We start from the raw sequence: 18,988 nt of genomic DNA, 5'->3' as shown, positions 1-18,988 counted from the left end.
CTCCTCGAACCTATCGGCAATATCCCGCCAGCGGAAGCTGAGGCAAACTTCTACGCGGCACTGGAACAAACGGCCATGGCCGCATAACTTATACCAAACAGCCTCCGGAATTCCCGGCGCGGTTCAGAGAGCATCGGAGACTCCTCTATTATGCACGTGCCGTCCAGCCGCCGAAGCACCATTATCATCAACAAGTCGCCGACACTGAATGCATCGTCGAGCCACTCTGCGCTACCGAGCCGAACCGGGAAAGAGAGGCCAAGATCAATCCAACACGACAAGCGTCTGGCATCTTAGCTAGGTGACCACAAAGCCAGCGCACGGATTGCTACCCAATCTAGAGAGACCAGATACTGTTTGCAGGAAGCAGTGCAGGGCCGCTACCCAGGCGCCGCCGGCGTTCTAAGGTGGACAATGTTGGATGTCGGTTCCTCTTCCTCCGCCAATCCTTCAGAAGCAAACATTCTCTCGGCCGCAGGAAGGGCTGGGAACCCCAGCGTTCGCGGGCTTTTGCGGCTGGACCTGATGACTGCCGATATGCCCGATACAGCCTAAATGCTCTTTACCCATGTCCTCCAAAGCTGGGGACTTCGGCGTTTTAGTACAAAGAGTTTTTGCGGTTTGCTGCAGCCATTTAGCCGGTGGTCCAGCTTCCCGCAGCCGGTGCGTATGTCTGGAATTACTCGAAGTGGTTGACATCCTTTTTAATCGCGGTAACGTTCCCATGGCGCCGTGGGAGGATGGCTGCGTGAGTATGAGCCGTAATCGCCGGCCGACTATCGTTGATGTTGCCGAGCTTGCCGGGGTGTCCAAGAGCACTGCGGCGCGGGCTTTGACAGGGTCTACCAATATCACCGACGAAACGCGGGAGCGTGTGGTGCGGGCGGCGTCGGCTGTCGGCTATGAGCGAAATCACCTGGCGGTGGGGATGCGGTCGGGGCGTAGTGGCATGCTTGGGCTGGTAATGCCGGATATTGCAAATCCGTTCTGGGCCGATGTGGCGCGTGGTGCACAGGACCGGGCTGCGCAGGCCGGCATGTCGCTGTTGGTGTTTTCATCGGATTGGGACCCGGACGTCGAGGCGACCCATTTGCAAACGCTGCGGCGGGCGCGGGTCGATGGCGCGATCATCAATCCCGTTTCGGACAGCTTTGACGATCTGGATCGGTTTGGGCTGCCTTGCGTGTTTATCGGCTCAAGCGCGGAGCGGTTCCCCGACGTGTCGAGTGTCGGTTCTGATATCGCGCAAGCGGTACGGCTAGGGCTGGATCGCCTGGTGCAGATGGGGCATCCGGCGCCAGCCTTGATCCTAGGGCCCAAGTCGCGCCTGGCCAGAGCGCGCTTCCTGCGGGCTGTGCATGAGCATTGCGTCGAGCGTGATGTCGATCCCGGTATCCTCGATATCGAAGACGGCGAATACACTGTCGAGGGTGGTCGCGAGGCGATGAAACGGCTGATGGCCCGTGCTCGGGTTGGACATCTGGCGGTATTTGCTGCGAACGACATGATGGCACTCGGCGCTATGATGGCGGTGCGCGATGCAGGCCTTGACTGTCCGCGCGACGTTTCTATCATTGGATTTGACGGTATCCCGTCAGGAGAATTTGCCTGGCCTGGGTTGACCACTGTCGCCAAGCCGGGTCGTGATATTGGCGAACGGGCCGTCGAAGGCCTATTTGACGAGATAGAACACAAGCCGGAACACCGGCGGATTTACATGCCGTGCCGATTGATAGAGCGAGGCTCACTCGCCGATCTGTCGACACATGCCCCCAAGCGCATTGCCGGGGCAGGGAGGGTCTGAACATGGCTGGACAAGAAGAACAGCAGCTTGCCACTGTACTATCCAATGGGAACGTTCCCGCCTCAAATGAGCGCCGGGATGAACGGATTCTGAACGGCTTTTCCGCCATGCTGTTGGGGGTGCGGCAATGGTGGCCCTATTACGCCATGATGGCGCCGGGCCTGCTGTTCTTCTTCATCTGGCACTACGTCCCGATCTGGGAGGCCAAGATGGCCTTCGAGAACGTGCGCATCATACCGCCCAATATCTGGGTTGGGCTGAAGAACTTCCAGGTGCTGTTCTCCTCGCCGATTTTCCATCAGGTGCTACTGAATACGCTGATCATCTCGGGCATGAAGATCCTGTTCGTCTTCCCTATCCCGATAATGGTGTCGTTGCTGCTCAACGAAGTTCGCAACGGCAAGCTGCGCGGCGTCATCCAGTCGGCGATCTACCTGCCGCATTTCCTGAGCTGGGTGGTGATCGCGGGCGTCTTCATCGCGCTGCTCTCGCCCACCGATGGCGCGGTCAACGAGATCGGGCAGGCAATGGGCTTTCAGCCGGTCAGCTACATGACCAATACCGGCACCATCCGTTGGGTGCTGGTTATCTCGGAAATCTGGCGCTCGGCCGGCTGGGACAGCCTGCTCTATCTGGCAGCAATCTTTGCCATCGACCCGCAGCTCTATGAGGCCGCGGAAATGGATGGTGCCAATCGCTGGCAGAAGATCTGGCACGTCACCATTCCCGGCATCGTGCCGACGATCGCAACCCTGTTCATCCTGAACATGGGCTTGTTCCTCTCCGCCGACCTCAACCAGATCGTCAATATGCAGAACGACGTTAATGCGTCGACGATCGATATCATCGATACCTATGTCTATCGCATGGGGCTTTCGACCGGCGAGTATGCGCTGGCCACGGCTGCCGGCCTGTTCAAGGCGGTGATCGGCATGATCCTCGTCATTACCTCGCATCTGGTCAGCAAGCGATTGACCGGGAAGGGGGTTTGGTGATGGCAAACCAATCTCGCAAGACGCCACTCGAACGGGTCGAATATGTGCTGATCGTATCGACGCTGCTGCTGCTGGTGGTATTCACCATGCAGCCGCTGCTGAACCTGCTGGCGCTCTCGCTCTCCGAGCCGAGCAAGGTGGCAGGTTTCTCGGGCCTGTCGATCATCCCGGATGGCTTTTCGCTCGATGTCTGGGCGCTGCTGCTGCAGCACCCAAACGTGCAGCGCGGCATCTTCAATTCGATCTGGATGACGGCAACAAGTGTCTGCATCGGCGTGTTTGGCACGGCGCTGATGGCCTGGGGCATGTCCCGGCCGGGCCTGCCGGGGCGACGCCTGATCTTCATCCTGGTTCTGGTCACCATCGTCTTCGAGCCGGGCATCATCCCCGACTATTTCCTAATGAAGCGCATGGGTCTGCTCAACTCACCCTGGTCGGTCATTATGTATAGGGCGGTCAGCGCCTGGTACCTGATCATCCTGATCCGCTTTTTCGAGGAAATTCCCAAGGAATTGCTCGAAGCGGCTGAGCTCGACGGAGCCAACCCGTTCCAGGTGTTCTTCATGATAGTGTTGCCGTTGGCCAAGCCGGCGCTTGCGACCATCGCGCTGTTCTACCTGGTGCTGCACTGGAACGAGTTTTTCCATGCAATGATCTACCTCAACGACCAGAGCAAATGGCCCTTGCAGGTGGTGCTTCGACAGTTCGTCATCGAAGGCGACAAGATCGCCATCGTCGGCGCCAACAACGCCAATAACAACATCGGCCTGGCCCAGATCAACATCAGGGCGCTCAAGGCCGGCATGATCCTGATCACCATACTGCCGATCCTGGCCATCTATCCACTCATCCTGAAGTTCTTCACCAAGGGCACAATGTCCGGGGCGCTGAAGGGATGAGGGATTTCTCAATACAAAAAACCGCTTCGGCGGGGACGACTAAGACCAATAACCTGAGGAGGAGACTACCAATGACTTTGAAAAAACTGCTGCTGGCAACGACCGCAGTCGCGCTGTTCGGAGCCATCGCCGCGCCGGCAATGGCTCAGACGACGCTGCGCATTGTCAGCAAGGACTTGTTGACCACCAACCCGGATGACGTCAGGGAAATCGAGGCTATCGAGGCCGCGCTCAAGGCGCAGGGCACCGATGTGGACCTGCAGATCGTTGACCTGCCGGGTTCAAGCTATGCCGATGCGCTCGGCGTGATGCTGCTGTCGGGCGATATCCCCGACATCATGTATTTCCAGGGCGGCGACCAGAAGATGGCCGAACAGGGGATTCTCGAAGACCTCAATCCGCTGATCGAGAGCTCAGCCCATATCAAGGACGCACTCTGGCCGCACAATGTCGAGCGCCTGAGCAACTACCCCTACCTGCTCTATGTCTATCCGCCCCGCGCCCCGCAGCCGGTGATCCGCAAGGATTGGCTCGACAAGCTCGGCGTGGCCGCACCGACCACTGTCGAGGAATATGACGCGTTTTTCCAAGCCATCCATGACGGTGACCTTGATGGAGACGGTACGCCTGGCAACACGCTGGGCCTCACCGGCTATGGCAATACCAACGAGCTCGATTCCATCTTCAACCAGGCATTCGGGGTAACTTCCACCTGGATGAAGAATGCGGATGGTGCCTGGGTCAACTCACGCGTCACCGATGCGGAAAAGGCCAAGCTGGAATTCTATGCCGGCCTCGCCAGTAAGGGCCTGTTCGACAAGGAGTATGTCACCAACACTTTCGACGTGAAGGAAGACAAATTCTACACCGGCAAGGCTGGTGTGATCTTCGGGTCGTCTCCCGAAGTGATCGACATCTATACCGGCAAGATGCGCCAGGCGCATCCAGGCGAGACCATCGATCTGGCATTGCTGCCGATCCCGTCTGGTCTTGGTGGTCAGGGGCTCGCGGCTCTCGACGTTTCCAAGGAATCGCGCGGCTGGGCCGTTTCGGCCATCTCCGAAAACAAGGAAGCGGCCTTTGCCGTGCTCGACTTCATGGCCTCCAAGGAAGGCCAGGACATCGATCGCATGGGTTTTGAAGGCACGCAGTACACCAAGGACGCGAGCGGCGCGGTGACCTTCACCGACCAGATCTCGACCTGGTACGCCCGCTTCTTCAACGCTGCCAACTGGACGCCGCCGACGCCCTTGCTGAGCCCGACCGCACAGGCTGCGCTCGATACGATCAAGAGCAACTTCAAGCCGGACAATGCCTTCGTCTGGCCAGCCGACTATGCAGCCGACGTCGATGCGACTGAGCAGGTGTATCGCAGCTGGGTGGCCAAGTTCATCACCGGTGAAGCCGGCATCGACCAGTGGGACGCTTTCGTCGCCGAATACAACGCAGCGGGCGGCCAGCGCATGGCTGAATACGCGGCGACTGTCGTCAAGTAGGGCAAGTTTGGGTGTGGCGAGACCTTGCCACACCCCCTCCCTGACCCTCTCCGCAAGGGGAGGGTCTCGACTGAAGCATCGGGGACCGCCCTGTAGCGACTTTAGAGAAAGACGAAGCGTCATGACCCAAACCTTACAATCCCGAGTGCGCGGCATGCTTCATGGCATTGCACTAGGCGACGCCCTTGGCGCGCCGGTGGAGAAGCTGTCGGCCGCGCAAATCCGCGAACGCTACGGACGGGTCACTTCGGTGATGACGCGTTGGCACAAGATGGACCTGCCGCCTGAGCAGCGGAACCATCGGGTACGCGGCGACGGTATCGTCACCGACGATACGCTGATGACGTTGGCGCTGATGGACATCTATGGCGATGTAAAACGCCATCTCGATGCCTGGGACATGGCGGACGGCATGGTGCGCCAGATTGCCTGGATTCCGCGCTGGGTACCCGAGCTGCAGCGCGAAACCATGCTGATCGATCGGCTGTTCTATCCCGAAAAATGGATTTTCCAGCGGCACCAACTGGCCAACTGCGACCCCCGCCAGGGCGGTATTGGCAATATGGTCAACTGTGGGGCGGCTATGTATATCGCGCCGATCGGGGTGGTGAACGCAGCCGATCCCAAGGCGGCCTATGATGAGGCTATCGCCTTTGCCTCAGGCCATCAGGAAAGCTACGGCCTCGAAGCGGCCGGGGTGATGGCCGCGGCAGTGGCTGCCGCGTTTGTGCCCAGAAGCAGCATCGATAGTATTGTCGAAGCCGTGCTGGGCCTCGCCAAGGATGGCACGCGCGACGCCATCCTTGATATTGCGGAACTTGCGCGCAGACTGCGTGGCACCGGCGCCGATCACGAGACAGTCTGCGACGCTTTTCATGTTGCCATCGGTCGTTATTCGGTAATGGGCGATGACGTCAATCACAGCATCGGAAAGGTGGGCCGGCAGACCGATGCCTATCGGCCAAGCCGGCTGCAGGCGATCGAGGAACTGCCGCTGGCGCTGGGCTTCTGCCTGTTTAACGACGGGGACTTCCGCACCTCGATCGAGGACGGCATCAACTCGGGACGTGACACCGACTCCATCGGCGTGATGGCCGGAGCGATCCTCGGCGCCATGCATGGTGAAAGCATCATCGTGGCCGACGATCGCCGCCAGATCGACGCGGCCAATCGCGTGGACCTGACGAAATCCGCCGACGCCTTTGCCCGCACGGTCACAACCATGCTCGGCGCCGACCGCGCCACTTCCGCCAGCCGGGACGCCGCGCGTGCCTTCCTCATCGAGCCAGCCCAGGCGCTGGCTTCCTGACCTCTATCGACTGAAAGACTCTGATGCTCTCTGAAATTGAAATTCTCGAAAAAATCTATGCCGGCTTCATCGGGAAGGCCATCGGAGTCCGTCTCGGCGCGCCCGTCGAGCCAACCATCTGGAGCTATGAGCGCATTCAGAAAACCTATGGCGAGGTGACGCAGTATCTGCGCGATTTCAAGAATTTCGCTGCAGACGACGACACCAATGGGCCAGTTTATTTCATCCGGGCGCTGCGCGACTACGGACTGAATGCGACCGCCGAGGATGTCGGAAAGACCTGGCTCAATTATGCCGCCGAAGAGCATGGCATGTACTGGTGGGGCGGCTTTGGTGTGTCGACCGAGCACACCGCCTATCGCAACCTGCGCGCTGGCATCGCCGCGCCACAATCGGGGTCGATCGCCCAGAATGGGGCTGCGGTGGCCGAGCAGATCGGCGGGCAGATTTTCATCGATAGCTGGGGCTGGGTAAATCCGGGCAATCCGCAGCGGGCGGCGGATATGTCGGCTATGGCCGCCAGCGTTGCGCATGATGGCGACGGGCTCAACGGCGCGCGCTTCTGTGCGGCGGCGATTGCTGCGGCCTTCGAGGCAAAGAGCATCGACGAGATCGTCGAGACAGCGATGTCGACCATCGACGCCAGCTCGACCTATGCCCGCGTCTGCCGCGCGGTGATCAACTTCCACAAGGCCAATCCGGACGACTGGCGCGCCTGCCGCGACTTGCTGACGGCGGACTGGGGCTATGACCGCTATCCGGGCGTCTGCCACATCATCCCCAATGCTGGCGTGACCATCATGGCGATCCTCTATGGCAAGGGCGACCTGCCACGCACCGCCGAGATCGCCATCATGGCCGGCTGGGACACCGACTGCAATGCCGGCAATGCCGCGGCGATCGTCGCGACCTTCCAGGGCCTGCAAGAGGGCTGGGACAAGTATCGCAAGCCGATCAACGATTTCCTCGTGGCCTCAGGCATCGTCGGCTCGATCAATATCGTCGATATCCCGAGCTTTGCGCGCGAGCTGACCGTGCTGGCGCTGCAACTTGCCGGTCGCGAGGTGCCGGCGTTGTGGCAGGAGGATTTCACCCGCCGCGGGCTGCGCTTCGATTTCGATCTGCCGGGTTCGACGCATGGCTTTCGTACCGAGGGCTTTAACCAGATTTCGCTGCGTGCCTCGACCGAGCGCCATGTCGAGGATTCTCGCGGGTCGCTGGAAATCCAGCTCGACCGGCTGGAGCGCGGGCAGGGCGGACGGGTGTTCTGGAAGCCATTCTATCGCCGAAGCGACTTTGACGACGAGCGCTATCGCCCGATGTTTACCCCGGTGGTCGATGCCGGCCAGATGGTGAGTTTCAAGCTGTGGCTCGATCCGTGGAACGGCGACGGCAACTTGCGGGTGGCCCCATATGTACGGCGGACTATGAGCGGCGCCATCGAGGAAACAGGCGCCTGGGACGTGCCCTCGGCGACCGGCTGGCAGGACTATAGTTTCGAGGTGCCGGAAGGCGTCGAGGCGATTGACGAGATCGGCATCTCCATCGAATACTTTGGCCGCCTGAAATTTCTCGGCCGGCTGTTCCTGGCCGACTTCAAGGTCGAAGGCGCCGGCCACGCGGTCATCGAGCCCGAGACCGAAACGCAGGAATGGGGCGCCATCTCGCGCTTCAGCTTCAATCGCGGGCATTGGACCAAGCAAGCCGGCCGCATTCACGGCCATACCGCCGGTGATGCTGACATGTGGACCGGGCATGGCTATGCACGCAACGTCACCGTGCAGGCAGACATCCAGCGCCTATCGGGCATTTCCCAGCTGGTGACGGCGCGCGTGCAGGGCACCGGCCGGTTCTATGCAGCGGGCTTCGAGGGCGACGAAGTGGTGATCCTCAAGGAGGATTTTGGCTCAACTATCTTGGCCCGCGCGCCGTTCAAACCCGAGGCCGGCAGGAGCTACCAGTTCGCGCTGACCGTTCAGGGAGACAAGCTGAGCTTCGCAGTGGATGGGCATGAAGTCATCACCGCCAACGACGGCGCCTACGTCTATGGCATGTCGGGCATCCGGCTTGCCTCGGCGGGCCGGGTGAGCGTTGGCCGCATCGAAATCATCGAGACGGCTTAGGCCGCAAGGGAGGACCAGCATGTCGGAAATCGAACTTAAGCATGTCGGCAAGAGCTACGGCCAAGTCAGCGTGCTCAACGATATTTCGCTCGAAATGGGCGACGGCGAATTCGTCGTGCTGGTCGGCCCCTCAGGCTGCGGCAAGTCGACCTTGCTGCGGATGATCGCCGGGCTCGAGGACATCACCTCGGGCGAGATCACCATCGGCGGCAAAGTGGTAAACAACATGCCGGCCAAGGAGCGAGACATCGCCATGGTGTTCCAATCCTATGCGCTCTACCCGCATATGAAGGTCGCTGATAATATGAGCTTCTCGCTGCGGCTGGCGGGAACGCCAAAGCCCGAGATCAAGGCGCGGGTGGCCGGGGCGGCCAAGATTCTGGGGCTGGAAAGCCTGCTTGATCGTTTGCCCAAGGAACTCTCCGGCGGGCAGCGCCAACGTGTCGCCATGGGCCGGGCCATCGTGCGTAATCCACGGGCGTTCCTGTTCGACGAGCCGCTGTCGAACCTCGATGCCAAGCTGCGCGTCAAGATGCGTGGCGAAATCAAGCGGCTGCACCAGCGACTGGGCAAAACGATGATCTATGTGACGCACGACCAGACCGAAGCCATGACCATGGCTGACAAGATCGTGGTGCTCAATGGCGGTCGCATCGAACAGGCCGGTGCACCACTCGAACTGTATAACAACCCGGCCAATCTCTTTGTCGCCAGCTTTATCGGCTCGCCGGAGATCAACCTGTTCGAGGCCGTCTATCAAGGCGGTACCGCGGTGACTGTGAAGGGCGGGCAGGCCATGCCACTGGGTACTTTGCTCGACGTTCCCGCCGGCACCGAGATCGTCTATGGCGTGCGGCCGCAACACATTACGCTGGGCGCCGCTGGCGCTCCGGCCAAGGTTGTGATCGTCGAACCAACCGGGGATGCCCAGGAGGTGTTGGCGCGGATCGGCGAGGAGGATATTTCCATCGTCGTTCGCGACCATGCGTTGCTGAGCCCGGATGAGACCATCAACCTGGTCATCGATCCGGCAAAACTGTTCATCTTTGACAAGGCAACGGGGCTGCGGCTGCGCTGATGCACGGTCCGACCCGCCACTTCGATCCGACCGCCACCGGCCCGCTGGACGGCATCCGCGTGCTCGACCTGTCGCGGCTGATGGCTGGCAACATGCTGAGCCTGCAACTGGCGGACTTCGGCGCCGATGTCGTCAAGATCGAACCGCCGGAAGGCGATCCGCTGCGCGACTGGAAGGATGACGGGCATTCTTTGTTCTGGAAGACTTATGGGCGCAACAAGCGCTCGGTGTCGCTGAACCTGAGACAGGCGCCGGCGATGGAAGCTCTGTGGACACTGATCGAGACGGCCGATGTATTTATCGAGAACTATCGCCCGGGCACGCTCGAGGCCATGGGGCTGGCGCCTGAAACGCTGCTGACGCGTAATCCCGACCTGATCGTGGTGCGTATTTCAGGGTTCGGCCAAACCGGGCCTTACGCGCAGTTTCCCGGCTTCGGCACTATCGTCGAGGCGATGAGCGGTTTTGCCGATCGCACCGGTTTTCCCGATCGCGAACCAGTGCTGCCGCCGCTGGCCTTGGCCGATATGATAGCCGGCATCTACGGTGCCTCAGCTACGACAATGGCGCTGTTTGCGCGGCAGGCGGGTAGGGCGCGCGGGCAGGTAATCGACCTTTCGCTGCTGGAGCCGATGTTTTCGGTGCTCGGCCCCGAGGCGGCGATCCATGCCGTGACCGGCAAGATCAAGCAGCGCGTGGGCAGTGCCTCCAATACCGCCTCGCCGCGTAATGTCTACAAATGCGCCGACGGCAAATACCTGGCGCTGTCGGGATCGACGCCCAAGGTCGCGCGTCGCATTTTCGAGGTGATTGGCCGGGCCGACATGAACGATGATGCGCGTTTCGCCACCAATTCGGATCGCGTCAGGCATCGCGCCCTGGTGGACGGCGCAATAAGCGAATGGTTTGCTTCACGGAACAGCATTGACGCCCTGAACGTCATGCGTGAGGCAGGCGCTACGGTCGGCCCGATCTACAATATCGCCGACGCGATGGCCGATCCACATTTCGACGATAGGGAGATTATCGTCGACGTCGAAGACGCGGAGTTTGGTACCCTGCCAATGCACAATATCGTGCCGCGCCTCTCGGCCACTCCCGGCACCTGGCGGCGTCCGGCTCCTGGTCTGGGCGAGCATACGCGGGAAGTGCTGCAAGCGGCTGGGGTAGACGACGCCGCGATTGCCGCGGTGATGCCATGATGCGCTCGCTGCTCTACGTGCCTGCAGACTCGGCGCGCTTCATCGGCAAGGCGCATGAGCGCGGGGCGGACGCCATCATTCTCGACCTTGAAGATTCCGTGGCGCCCGAACACAAGTCCACTGCCCGACTGGGCCTCGGGCAGAGCGTCGCCGCTGTCGGGCAGGCCGGCGCCGATGTATTAGTCCGCATCAATAGCAGCGACGAAATCCAACTGGCCGACGCGATGGCCGCATGTCGTGCGGGCGCTGACGGGCTGGTCATTCCAAAGGTGCATCAGCCGCGGCAACTTGATGATCTGGCTTATATACTAAGCGACATTGAAGCGGAAATGCAACGGCCTCCAATGCAGTTCATTGCACTGATCGAGGACCCGGGAGCAGTGCTGAACGCCGTTGCTATCGCCACCGCGCCGCGCCTGATCGGCCTGGCGACGGGGGGCGAAGACCTGGCTTTGTCGCTCGGGGCGCTGCCAACCCCGGCCGTGCTGCATTTCCCGAAATTGCTAGTCCACTATGCCGCCAAGGCCAAAGGTCTGCTGTCGCTGGGCCTATTGCGCTCGGTGGCCAACTACTCCGACCTCGAAGCGATCACGCTGGCAGTACACGAGGCGCGCGCTCACGGTTTCGACGGTGCCACCTGCATCCATCCATCCATCGTCCCCCTTCTCAACGCAGGCTTTTCTCCCAGCGATGAGGAACTCGCCTGGGCGACCAGGGTTCTGGACGCATCAAAATCCCATAAAAGCGCGTTTTCCCTAGACGGCGAGATGATCGACGTCCCCGTTATCGCCCGCGCACGACGCACCCTGGGCCTGCGAAACTAGCGATGCGCATCTGCGAGCTCGCAAGCCGCCAGCGTGCCCTCCATCTTTGGACGCTCGTCGCCGAAGGTCTATTTCTGCTCGTCCCGAGGGGCGTAACGCTGGAATATAAGGCCGGAGGCAAACTTGTAACTTTCGGTGAGGTCCATATCCAGTCGCGCCCTTACATCAAGAACACCGGCTTGCCAGCGTCGCGCACGACCGCCACAGAATGGATTGCAAATTCGTCGATTAGGCCCGCTCTGATGAACTGCGCCGCCAACATGGGTTCAGCGACTAATGTCAGTTGCCCATTTCATCCCGCTCTGATCAGTTGGTATCGCGTCCAACAGATCGCGGCGATCGCCTTCGGGGCGGCGATGAACGTCCGCTAACGTCGGCCCGCGACCACAAGCTGCCGGTCAGCAATCCACCCCGTTATGGACATTATCGCCACAGGAGCGGAGCTGTAGCTTCCGGGTAGTTCCTATAAGCCAAGCGTCCACTCTCAACGCTGCCCGACACCATTGAGTGCGGGAATCAGGAACGGACCACAAACAGTCCCACTAGCACGGCTGCCCAGTGCGTCGAGGCCGCGGCCACCACATGACCGTGCCAGATGGCCTTGGCAAACTCTAGGCGCTTGTTCGTGTAGAAGAGAACACCTGCGGAATAGAATATGCCGCCAAGCGCCAGTAGCCACAGGACAACCCCAGAGGTATTGTCCGCAAGCGGAATTGCTGCGATGGCGCCGATCCAAGCCAAGCCTAGATAAATAGGCACCCAGACCTTTTGGCTAATCGGAGGCAGAAAAATCTTGCCGAGAATTCCCAAGCCGGCCAAAAACCACAGGCTTGCGGTAAGCGACCACGCCCAGGCGCCCGACAGCAAATACGCCGTGAACGGCGTGTAGGTGGCCGCGATCATCAGGAAAATGCCAACATGGTCGAGCCGGCGCAGGAAGGGTTTCCATTTGGCGGGCGCGAAGTTGTAAGCGGTCGAGAACCCAAACATGCACACGGCGCCAATCGAATAGACTGCGGTCACGGCAAGCCTGCTAGGGGCCGGATCTTGAATTGCCATCCAGAGCAAGATGACGCCGCCTATGATGGCAAGGCTTAGGCCAAGCAAATGTATAAAAAGATCAGCGGAGCGCGCCTGGGCGCTCGGATAATGGGGGAGCGCTACCATGATTTCTCAGCAAAAATAGGTTGATTTCTGCTGGATATAGGAGGGGAGAGCCTCCGATGCGATGGAGTGCGCATCTAAGTGATCAGAAAATTTTTAAGACGCCGCATCGAACAGCTGTCGGGTACAGCGTCAAGGACAGCACTCTCGACCAGGCTGCCCTGGAGCGCATGGGCGCCTACCATGCCAGCGATCCCCGAACGCTCGATCCGATCGATATTGCCAACGCCGTGCTGTTTCTCGCATCCGACGAGGCCCGTCCCCTCAATGGCGCCGTTCTTCCAGTGGATATGGGATGGACCGCTGCCTGACCGCGGCGATGTTATCACCGCGGGATCCTTGTCCCGCGGACGGGATCGGCGACAAATGACCAAGCATTCCCTTAAGCGGTTTTTGCTGAGTTCCTCTTGGGCTTGGGCGTCGCCACCACCGGCGCTGGTTTGCGCCCCAGTCCACTGCTGATTGCTAGGGCTGATCGGGTCGCCGTGTAGTTCGGAGCGACCATCGGGTAGTCTGAGGGCAGACCCCACTTGGTACGGTACTCGTCTGGCGTCATCCCAAGGCCAGCGAGATGTCGCTTCATCGATTTGAATTTCTTGCCGTCATCGAGGCAGACGATGAAGTCGGAAGTCACGGACTTTTTGATCGACACCGCAGGCACCAGTTCCACTGTTGGACCGATAACCGGCTGGTCGAGGCCGCCGAGCGCTGTGTAGACGTTTCCGATAAGGCGCGGTAAGTCGCTGGCACCGATTGCGTTATTGGCCACGAACGCCGCAACGATCTCCGACGTGCGGACCAGGTTTTCATCAACAGCGTGGGTTTCTTCGCTCATGGCAGTTCTGGATCTCTTTAGGGCTTGCTGCTTTTATCTAAGCTGTGACCTTGGCTACAATGCGTCACTTTTGTTTTGCCACAAGCTAAGCGGAGAGGCGCTATGCGCCTCAAACTGGTCTTGAGTGCGGGTGCAGCTAGAATGCCGTTGGGCAACAGGGATGACCGGCTTTGAAAGAGCACATTACAGTAAGCATTACTTCTGAGACGATTGCGTCCATCGACGCTTGGATCGCGCACCAACCCGGCTATGTCAGTCGTCAGGATGCCGTCCGGCACTGCGTGGATTTGATACTCGGTCAGCCCACTTACGAGCGGGGCCTTGGCAGCGCTTCCGGAGCGACGGCGCAGGACACCGCCGGCAGCGACGCGGTCGATTAGACACGGTCTGTAAAGCGAGATCACTGTCGCGACGATCATAACGCTCCAACGCGCGCCACAAATCGGCGCCAACTTTGGAAAGCGCCACCGTCCGGGGGGCCGCGAAGACTGCGGATCATCATCCAACCGGCCCAAGTCGATGCGCAGCGGGTTCGCATAATATCTGATCTGGAAAGGGCGCCAGCGTCGCCCCGGCATGTGCTGGTGCAAATGGTAGCTAAGACAGCTCGCGATAGAGCGGCACCATCGGCGCGTGAGCGTCGATCATCGACGTAGCCTTTTCTGCAATAGGCAGGTTTTTCTTCTCCGTCTCCCACGCCTCGCGAAATCGCTGCACGGTCTCGGTGGCGGTATCGATGACGAGCTTCTCTGGCAGCAGCGCTTTTGCCGCCATATAACGGAGTTCTTCCGTGTTGAGCTCGGTCATCTTTTTGGTACGTGAGTAGTTGAGGGCGGAAGTGTCCTCACCCACGATATAGGGGATAGTGGAGACGAGGTCGTAGGCCGGGGACAGAGCCGCGGTGCGGCTGTCGGGATAGATCAGCGACCAGTTCTTGAGGTGCATGTCGCCGTTGCCGATAAGCGCGCTGAAAACCAATCTGCGAATGTACTCGGCGATGCCGGCGTCGCCGGTTTCTGTACCGATGACGCGGCCGATATTCGCGTAGCTCGCGCGCTTGTATTTGTCGTCGGGGAAGACCCCGAACACCTGGGCAAAGTCCTCGGTGTGCACGGGGCCATCCGCCGTGCGGTCGAAGCGACTGACGGCGAGCGCCTGGCCTTTCAGTTCTCCAATGCCTTCCGGCATCCCGGAGATAGCATCGAGGTCGATGAGTTCGATGGCAGGCACGTCCATGCCAATCATGGAGGCCAGGCGCATCATCGAGAATTCATTCTCGGGTACACCCGCGAATTGTTGTGAAGGCAATTTCACTATCCATGAGCCACCGACGCCCTCGGCCGGGATGGTGAGGCCGCCGCTCTTGTGGCCACTCTCGAGTGCCGAGAATTTGAGCTGAACACCTGCGAGGGAGAACCGATAGGCGTTGGGTCGCGCGTTGTCGGGCAGGTCCTCAGCGACGCCTGGCGGCAGCGCTTCGCCCTCGGCTGGGTGGATAGACAACGCGCCGGGCAGATCCTGCCCCAGCATCCAGAGCAGGAAAAACTCGCGCTGCGGATTCACCCCTGCGCGCTCGGCAAGATAACGGCGCAGATGGCCTTCGGGTAGCAGGTTGGAAAAGAACGGCGGCACCACGCGTTGCGTGGGCCGTGAGTTTGTAATCAGGCCACCAAGATTGTCCTTGTACGACAAGCTCAAAGTCGGGCGATTGGCGTCCCCAACATAGTCCTCATTGAATGCGAAGATGGTGCGGTCGCCCTGTAGGTGGGTGAGGGTGGCAATTGCCCGCCCATTCAGCCGGACATCGAGAACCGAGACGTCAGGCATTGTCGTCTCCATCGTCAAGCGCATAGGCAGCGCGTGGCTCGTTGGGTACGCCATGGGCGACCGAGTTGCGAAGCCGTTGCAGGGTCTGCGCGATGTCACGAACAACCGGAGCAGCCTGCGGGCTCACCTGGTAGCGTTCGAGTCGATCCATCTCGCCGCGCACCAGTTGCATCTCCTGACCGCTCAGGTTCACGCGGCGGAGGAAACGCAGGTACTCCTCGATGCGGTCGAGGTCGGCCGAGCTGCCATAGACTTGTTTGAGCTTCTTCACGAGGCGCTCGGCACGCGCGAAGCGCTTGTCGTTGGGCTGACCCGCATGAACGTGCATGTCGGGTGTAGCCTGCGACCTCATGAGGGCGGTCACGCCTGGCACCAGTTTCTTCGGCACGAGAACGAGTTCGAGCTCAAGCGCGCGGGCCATATCGATGAAGCTCGATAGCCCCGGTTCCATTTTACCGCTCTCGATCTGAGAGATATGGCTCTGTGTCTGGCCGGTGCGTTCGCTGAGCGCGCGTTGGCTTAGCCCAAGGGCTTCCCGAACCTCGCGAACTTGGCTCACGAGATGCTCGCTCTTATATCCCATGATGCATTATCCTGTATCCTTGCAGCGTGGTGATACATGTTACGCGATCAAGAGTCACTTAGTTGGTGATCGGCCGATATCATTTAGTGATCAATATTCCATCTTCATATATATTTGTATATCTAATTCGGCTCGCGCGACGCCTCGTTCAGCCGCCCCACAAGCTAGCCCAAGTGACACTACGGCAGACTCCCGCGCGCCCGCAGCATGGGACGGGTCTCGGGGCAAGATGCGTTCTCGTGCCGACAGTTCTTAAGTTGCGTGAGATGCGGCGCAAAGCCACCGCGGCCTGCAACGTGAACCCGACCAGCACGCTTTAGCGCAGCGGTGAGGTAGGGGCCGAAAAGTCGCAGTGTTGCCCTTGGCCCCTGCGCAACCTACAGAGTTGACTGTACGGCGCTCCGGAGAGAAACATGGCTCGTAAATGGTGGCAGGACTTACTGATCGGCATCGGGGCCAGCACCATTACCGTAGTCGGGGTGCTTGGCAGCGCCGCCACTGGGTATTGGAACAAGGATCGTGAACTAGACATCCAAATGGTGAATGTTAGCCTGTCGATCCTGCGCGCGGATACCAAGGGTACGGAAGGCGAGATACCGCGGCGATTTGCGTTGCGTACATTGGAGAAACTTTCTGGAGTGGATATTCCCGATGCCGAATTCGAGGCATGGGCCAAAGGTGGCACTTTGCCCTTTCGACCAACCGGCACCTGGGCGCCGTTTCTCGCCTCCGTCTATGAGGGGATGACGCCTGCGCAATGCCTTGCCTTGGGAGGGTCAGCGGCTGAAACCTGTCGCATCCAGAATATTGCCCCGCTCGGGGCAAATCCGCCGATCCCGGATGATCCCGCGGTTGAGTAATCAAGCTATAGTGGAATGGTGGCTAACTGAGTAACGTGGTGCGAATGGCCGCACCAAGAAGGTCACCAAATCCGCCTAGTACGGTGCCGACGACAACCAGGAATGCCTCCGTAGTTCTGACAAGGGGCATGAGAATGCGCCCAGTAAACCTTGCGAACCTTCTAAAGCGTTCTTTAGCCTGGCGCGCATCTGGCAAGTCATCTCCGAAAAGTGCGAAGGATCCTTCGATCTCTTCGTGCATCGACTGAGGCGTGACCTTCAGTACTTCTTCCAGCAGGACATACACAAAGCCGACGGCGCTCCAAAGATCGCCCAGGCGCTGCATTGCGGTGCAGTCTTCTACACTGCATGCTTCCCATCCCCAGCCGGCGGCGGAAGCCGCGATGACCAAAGCTATGAGGGGGAATAAGAATACCGCCATCGCCTGGTATTGGTATTGACCCAGGATAAACAGGTTGTGCCAATGAATAGGTGGTTGGCGGTCTGACATCGCCGTGTCTGTCCATTTCTAGATCGAGGTAGGCTCGAGCTGTAAGCGCTCAGTCCAGCAATAGAAATCCAGAAAAAGATCGGCGACTGGTTTCCGCCACCCAGCTCATCGTGTTGTCGCGCATTGCCAACCGACTATCCTCACCTCGCCAAAGTCTGCTTCCGGCCTCCTTCTGGTCGCCGCCGAGCGCTGCGTAGGAACGACGGTTTCGGATTCGCATAATATGCGGTACGGGACTAGGCCAGCGTTGATGTTGACCGTTAAAGTCAACTCAGCCGTTAGACTGGGCAAACAAGTCGTGCGCCAAGCCGTTAAACGCGGACACGGCGTCCAAGCATCGACTCTGTCCACGCCTACGCTTGGCTGAGGACGGCAAAGTTGCGATCGACAATCCGGTTGTCCAAATTAGCCATCCCGGTGAAACGTCGGCACCTCCGTGACGGATAAATCGGATCAAGCGGCCGCTGCTGCCAGGCGGCAACTTCATCGAGCACCGCATCCGTCACCGTTGAGATGGTAATCCCCCCGTTTTTAACGGGGCACTTTGGTAGAATTTACGCAGCCATTGCCAATTTCTGGGCGGGTGTTATGCCGCCGATGCCCATATTGGGCCGCTCATTGTTATAGGTCCATAGCCATTGCGTGGCGAACTCCTGGGCCTGCTGGATGGTTTCGATGGTGTATTGGTCGAGCCACTCGTGCCTGACCGTGCGGTTGTAGCGTTCCACATAGGCGTTCTGCTGGGGCTTGCCGGGCTGGATGTGACGCAAGGCAATGCCTTGGCTTTGCGCCCACGCCATGAGTTTGCCACTGACATATTCCGGGCCGTTGTCGACCCTGATTGCCAATGGCTTGCCGCGCCATTCGATGATCTGGTTCAGACTACGAATGACCCGTTCGGCGGGCAGCGAGAAATCCACCTCGATGCCCAATCCCTCGCGGTTGAAGTCGTCGATGACATTGAGGAGCCGGAACTGTCGGCCGTCTCCCAAACGGTCCGCCATAAAGTCCATGGACCAGACCATGTTTGGCGCAGCGGGCACCGCCAAAGCATCCGGTTTGTCTCGCTTCAGCCGCCTGCGCGGCTTGATCCTCAGGTTCAGCTCCAGCTCACGGTAGATGCGGTAAACGCGCTTGTGCCGGCAGAAAGCTCGCCTGGTCACGGTCAGCAGCCTGGACAAAACGTCCCATTTGGCACCTCCGAAGCAGTGCCAAATCATACCATAATCCGGAGTTTTCACACAGCCTCGGGTCGGAAGCTTTCGGCTTTGGAATCGTGCCCTGGAGTGGACCCCGTTTTACCTGACAGTTCGGCGGTTGGGTTTAAGCACTGAGGCGGATGAACTGGCGGGGCGATTTGAACTTCAGTCCTGAGTGCGGGTGGGATTGACAATAGTCCTCCATCCATTCCGGCAAAGACCAGGATGGTATCGGTGTCGGGCAGGATATGGGTCGAGGCGTAATCGCGTTTGAGGGTTTTGACGAAAGACTCGGACATG

17 protein-coding genes and 2 pseudogenes are annotated in these 18,988 nt (G+C 59.8%); 12 read left to right on the top strand and 7 right to left on the bottom strand.

Annotation, left to right across the window (positions count from 1 at the left end; translation table 11 throughout):
- The first annotated feature begins 754 nt into the window (after positions 1–754).
- From WH91_RS02330 to WH91_RS02285, 10 genes are all read left to right on the top strand, one after another.
- Positions 755–1,804, top strand: coding sequence for a LacI family DNA-binding transcriptional regulator (locus WH91_RS02330; protein WP_046169412.1), 1,050 nt, complete (start codon positions 755–757; stop codon positions 1,802–1,804).
- Positions 1,805–1,806: 2 nt separating this feature from the next.
- Positions 1,807–2,799, top strand: coding sequence for an ABC transporter permease (locus WH91_RS02325; RefSeq protein WP_082101946.1), 993 nt, complete (start codon positions 1,807–1,809; stop codon positions 2,797–2,799).
- Positions 2,799–3,698, top strand: coding sequence for a carbohydrate ABC transporter permease (locus WH91_RS02320; RefSeq protein WP_046169411.1), 900 nt, complete (start codon positions 2,799–2,801; stop codon positions 3,696–3,698). The genes WH91_RS02325 and WH91_RS02320 overlap by 1 nt, the downstream gene beginning before the upstream one ends.
- A 71-nt stretch (positions 3,699–3,769) precedes the next feature.
- Positions 3,770–5,194 (top strand): extracellular solute-binding protein, encoded by a 1,425-nt coding sequence (locus WH91_RS02315; protein WP_046169410.1) that lies wholly within the window; start codon positions 3,770–3,772, stop codon positions 5,192–5,194.
- Positions 5,195–5,315: 121 nt separating this feature from the next.
- Positions 5,316–6,503, top strand: coding sequence for an ADP-ribosylglycohydrolase family protein (locus WH91_RS02310; RefSeq protein WP_046169409.1), 1,188 nt, complete (start codon positions 5,316–5,318; stop codon positions 6,501–6,503).
- Between the two features lie 23 nt (positions 6,504–6,526).
- On the top strand, positions 6,527–8,626 hold the full coding sequence (locus WH91_RS02305) for an ADP-ribosylglycohydrolase family protein (protein ID WP_046169408.1): 2,100 nt from the start codon (positions 6,527–6,529) through the stop codon (positions 8,624–8,626).
- Positions 8,627–8,645: 19 nt separating this feature from the next.
- A complete protein-coding gene (locus WH91_RS02300; protein ID WP_046169407.1) occupies positions 8,646–9,704 on the top strand; it encodes an ABC transporter ATP-binding protein in 1,059 nt (352 codons plus the stop codon).
- Positions 9,704–10,906 carry a CaiB/BaiF CoA transferase family protein gene (locus WH91_RS02295; RefSeq protein WP_046169406.1) on the top strand — a complete coding sequence of 401 codons (1,203 nt, stop codon included), beginning with the start codon at positions 9,704–9,706 and terminating at the stop codon, positions 10,904–10,906. Before WH91_RS02300 ends, WH91_RS02295 begins: the two co-directional genes overlap by 1 nt.
- Positions 10,903–11,730 (top strand): HpcH/HpaI aldolase/citrate lyase family protein, encoded by an 828-nt coding sequence (locus tag WH91_RS02290; RefSeq protein ID WP_046169405.1) that lies wholly within the window; start codon positions 10,903–10,905, stop codon positions 11,728–11,730. Before WH91_RS02295 ends, WH91_RS02290 begins: the two co-directional genes overlap by 4 nt.
- Positions 11,731–11,732: 2 nt before the next feature.
- Positions 11,733–12,101 carry a hypothetical protein gene (locus WH91_RS02285; RefSeq protein WP_046169404.1) on the top strand — a complete coding sequence of 123 codons (369 nt, stop codon included), beginning with the start codon at positions 11,733–11,735 and terminating at the stop codon, positions 12,099–12,101.
- A gap of 145 nt (positions 12,102–12,246) precedes the next feature.
- On the opposite strand, the gene trhA is transcribed toward WH91_RS02285, so the two are convergent.
- Positions 12,247–12,897, bottom strand: coding sequence for a PAQR family membrane homeostasis protein TrhA (gene trhA, locus WH91_RS02280; protein WP_046169403.1), 651 nt, complete (start codon positions 12,895–12,897; stop codon positions 12,247–12,249).
- 56 nt (positions 12,898–12,953) lie between these two features.
- On the opposite strand from trhA, the gene WH91_RS25710 reads away from it, so the two are divergent.
- Positions 12,954–13,205, top strand: coding sequence for an SDR family oxidoreductase (locus WH91_RS25710; protein ID WP_046169402.1), 252 nt, complete (start codon positions 12,954–12,956; stop codon positions 13,203–13,205).
- Positions 13,206–13,276: 71 nt separating this feature from the next.
- Here WH91_RS25710 and WH91_RS02270 read toward each other — a convergent pair whose 3' ends face one another.
- From WH91_RS02270 to WH91_RS02255, 3 genes are all read right to left on the bottom strand, one after another.
- Positions 13,277–13,729, bottom strand: coding sequence for a Ros/MucR family transcriptional regulator (locus WH91_RS02270; protein ID WP_046169401.1), 453 nt, complete (start codon positions 13,727–13,729; stop codon positions 13,277–13,279).
- A 597-nt stretch (positions 13,730–14,326) separates the two neighbouring features.
- Complete coding sequence (locus tag WH91_RS02260) at positions 14,327–15,556, bottom strand: type II toxin-antitoxin system HipA family toxin (protein ID WP_046169399.1); 1,230 nt, start codon at positions 15,554–15,556, stop codon at positions 14,327–14,329.
- On the bottom strand, positions 15,549–16,139 hold the full coding sequence (locus WH91_RS02255) for a helix-turn-helix domain-containing protein (protein ID WP_046169398.1): 591 nt from the start codon (positions 16,137–16,139) through the stop codon (positions 15,549–15,551). Before WH91_RS02255 ends, WH91_RS02260 begins: the two co-directional genes overlap by 8 nt.
- 413 nt (positions 16,140–16,552) lie before the next feature.
- On the opposite strand from WH91_RS02255, the gene WH91_RS02250 reads away from it, so the two are divergent.
- On the top strand, positions 16,553–16,999 hold the full coding sequence (locus WH91_RS02250) for a hypothetical protein (protein ID WP_046169397.1): 447 nt from the start codon (positions 16,553–16,555) through the stop codon (positions 16,997–16,999).
- Between the two features lie 22 nt (positions 17,000–17,021).
- On the opposite strand, the gene WH91_RS02245 is transcribed toward WH91_RS02250, so the two are convergent.
- From WH91_RS02245 to WH91_RS25065, 3 genes and pseudogenes are all read right to left on the bottom strand, one after another.
- A complete protein-coding gene (locus WH91_RS02245; RefSeq protein WP_046169396.1) occupies positions 17,022–17,489 on the bottom strand; it encodes a hypothetical protein in 468 nt (155 codons plus the stop codon).
- 554 nt (positions 17,490–18,043) lie between these two features.
- Positions 18,044–18,628: pseudogene (locus WH91_RS02240) on the bottom strand (IS3 family transposase); the annotation flags it as partial.
- Positions 18,629–18,812: 184 nt separating this feature from the next.
- Positions 18,813–18,988 (bottom strand): annotated as a pseudogene (locus tag WH91_RS25065) (integrase core domain-containing protein); the annotation flags it as partial.

The sequence above is a fragment of the Devosia psychrophila genome (assembly GCF_000971275.1).
Lineage (GTDB): Bacteria > Pseudomonadota > Alphaproteobacteria > Rhizobiales > Devosiaceae > Devosia > Devosia psychrophila.
The sequence above is the reverse complement of the archived record's forward strand: the minus strand, read 5'-3'. Positions and strand labels throughout refer to the sequence as shown.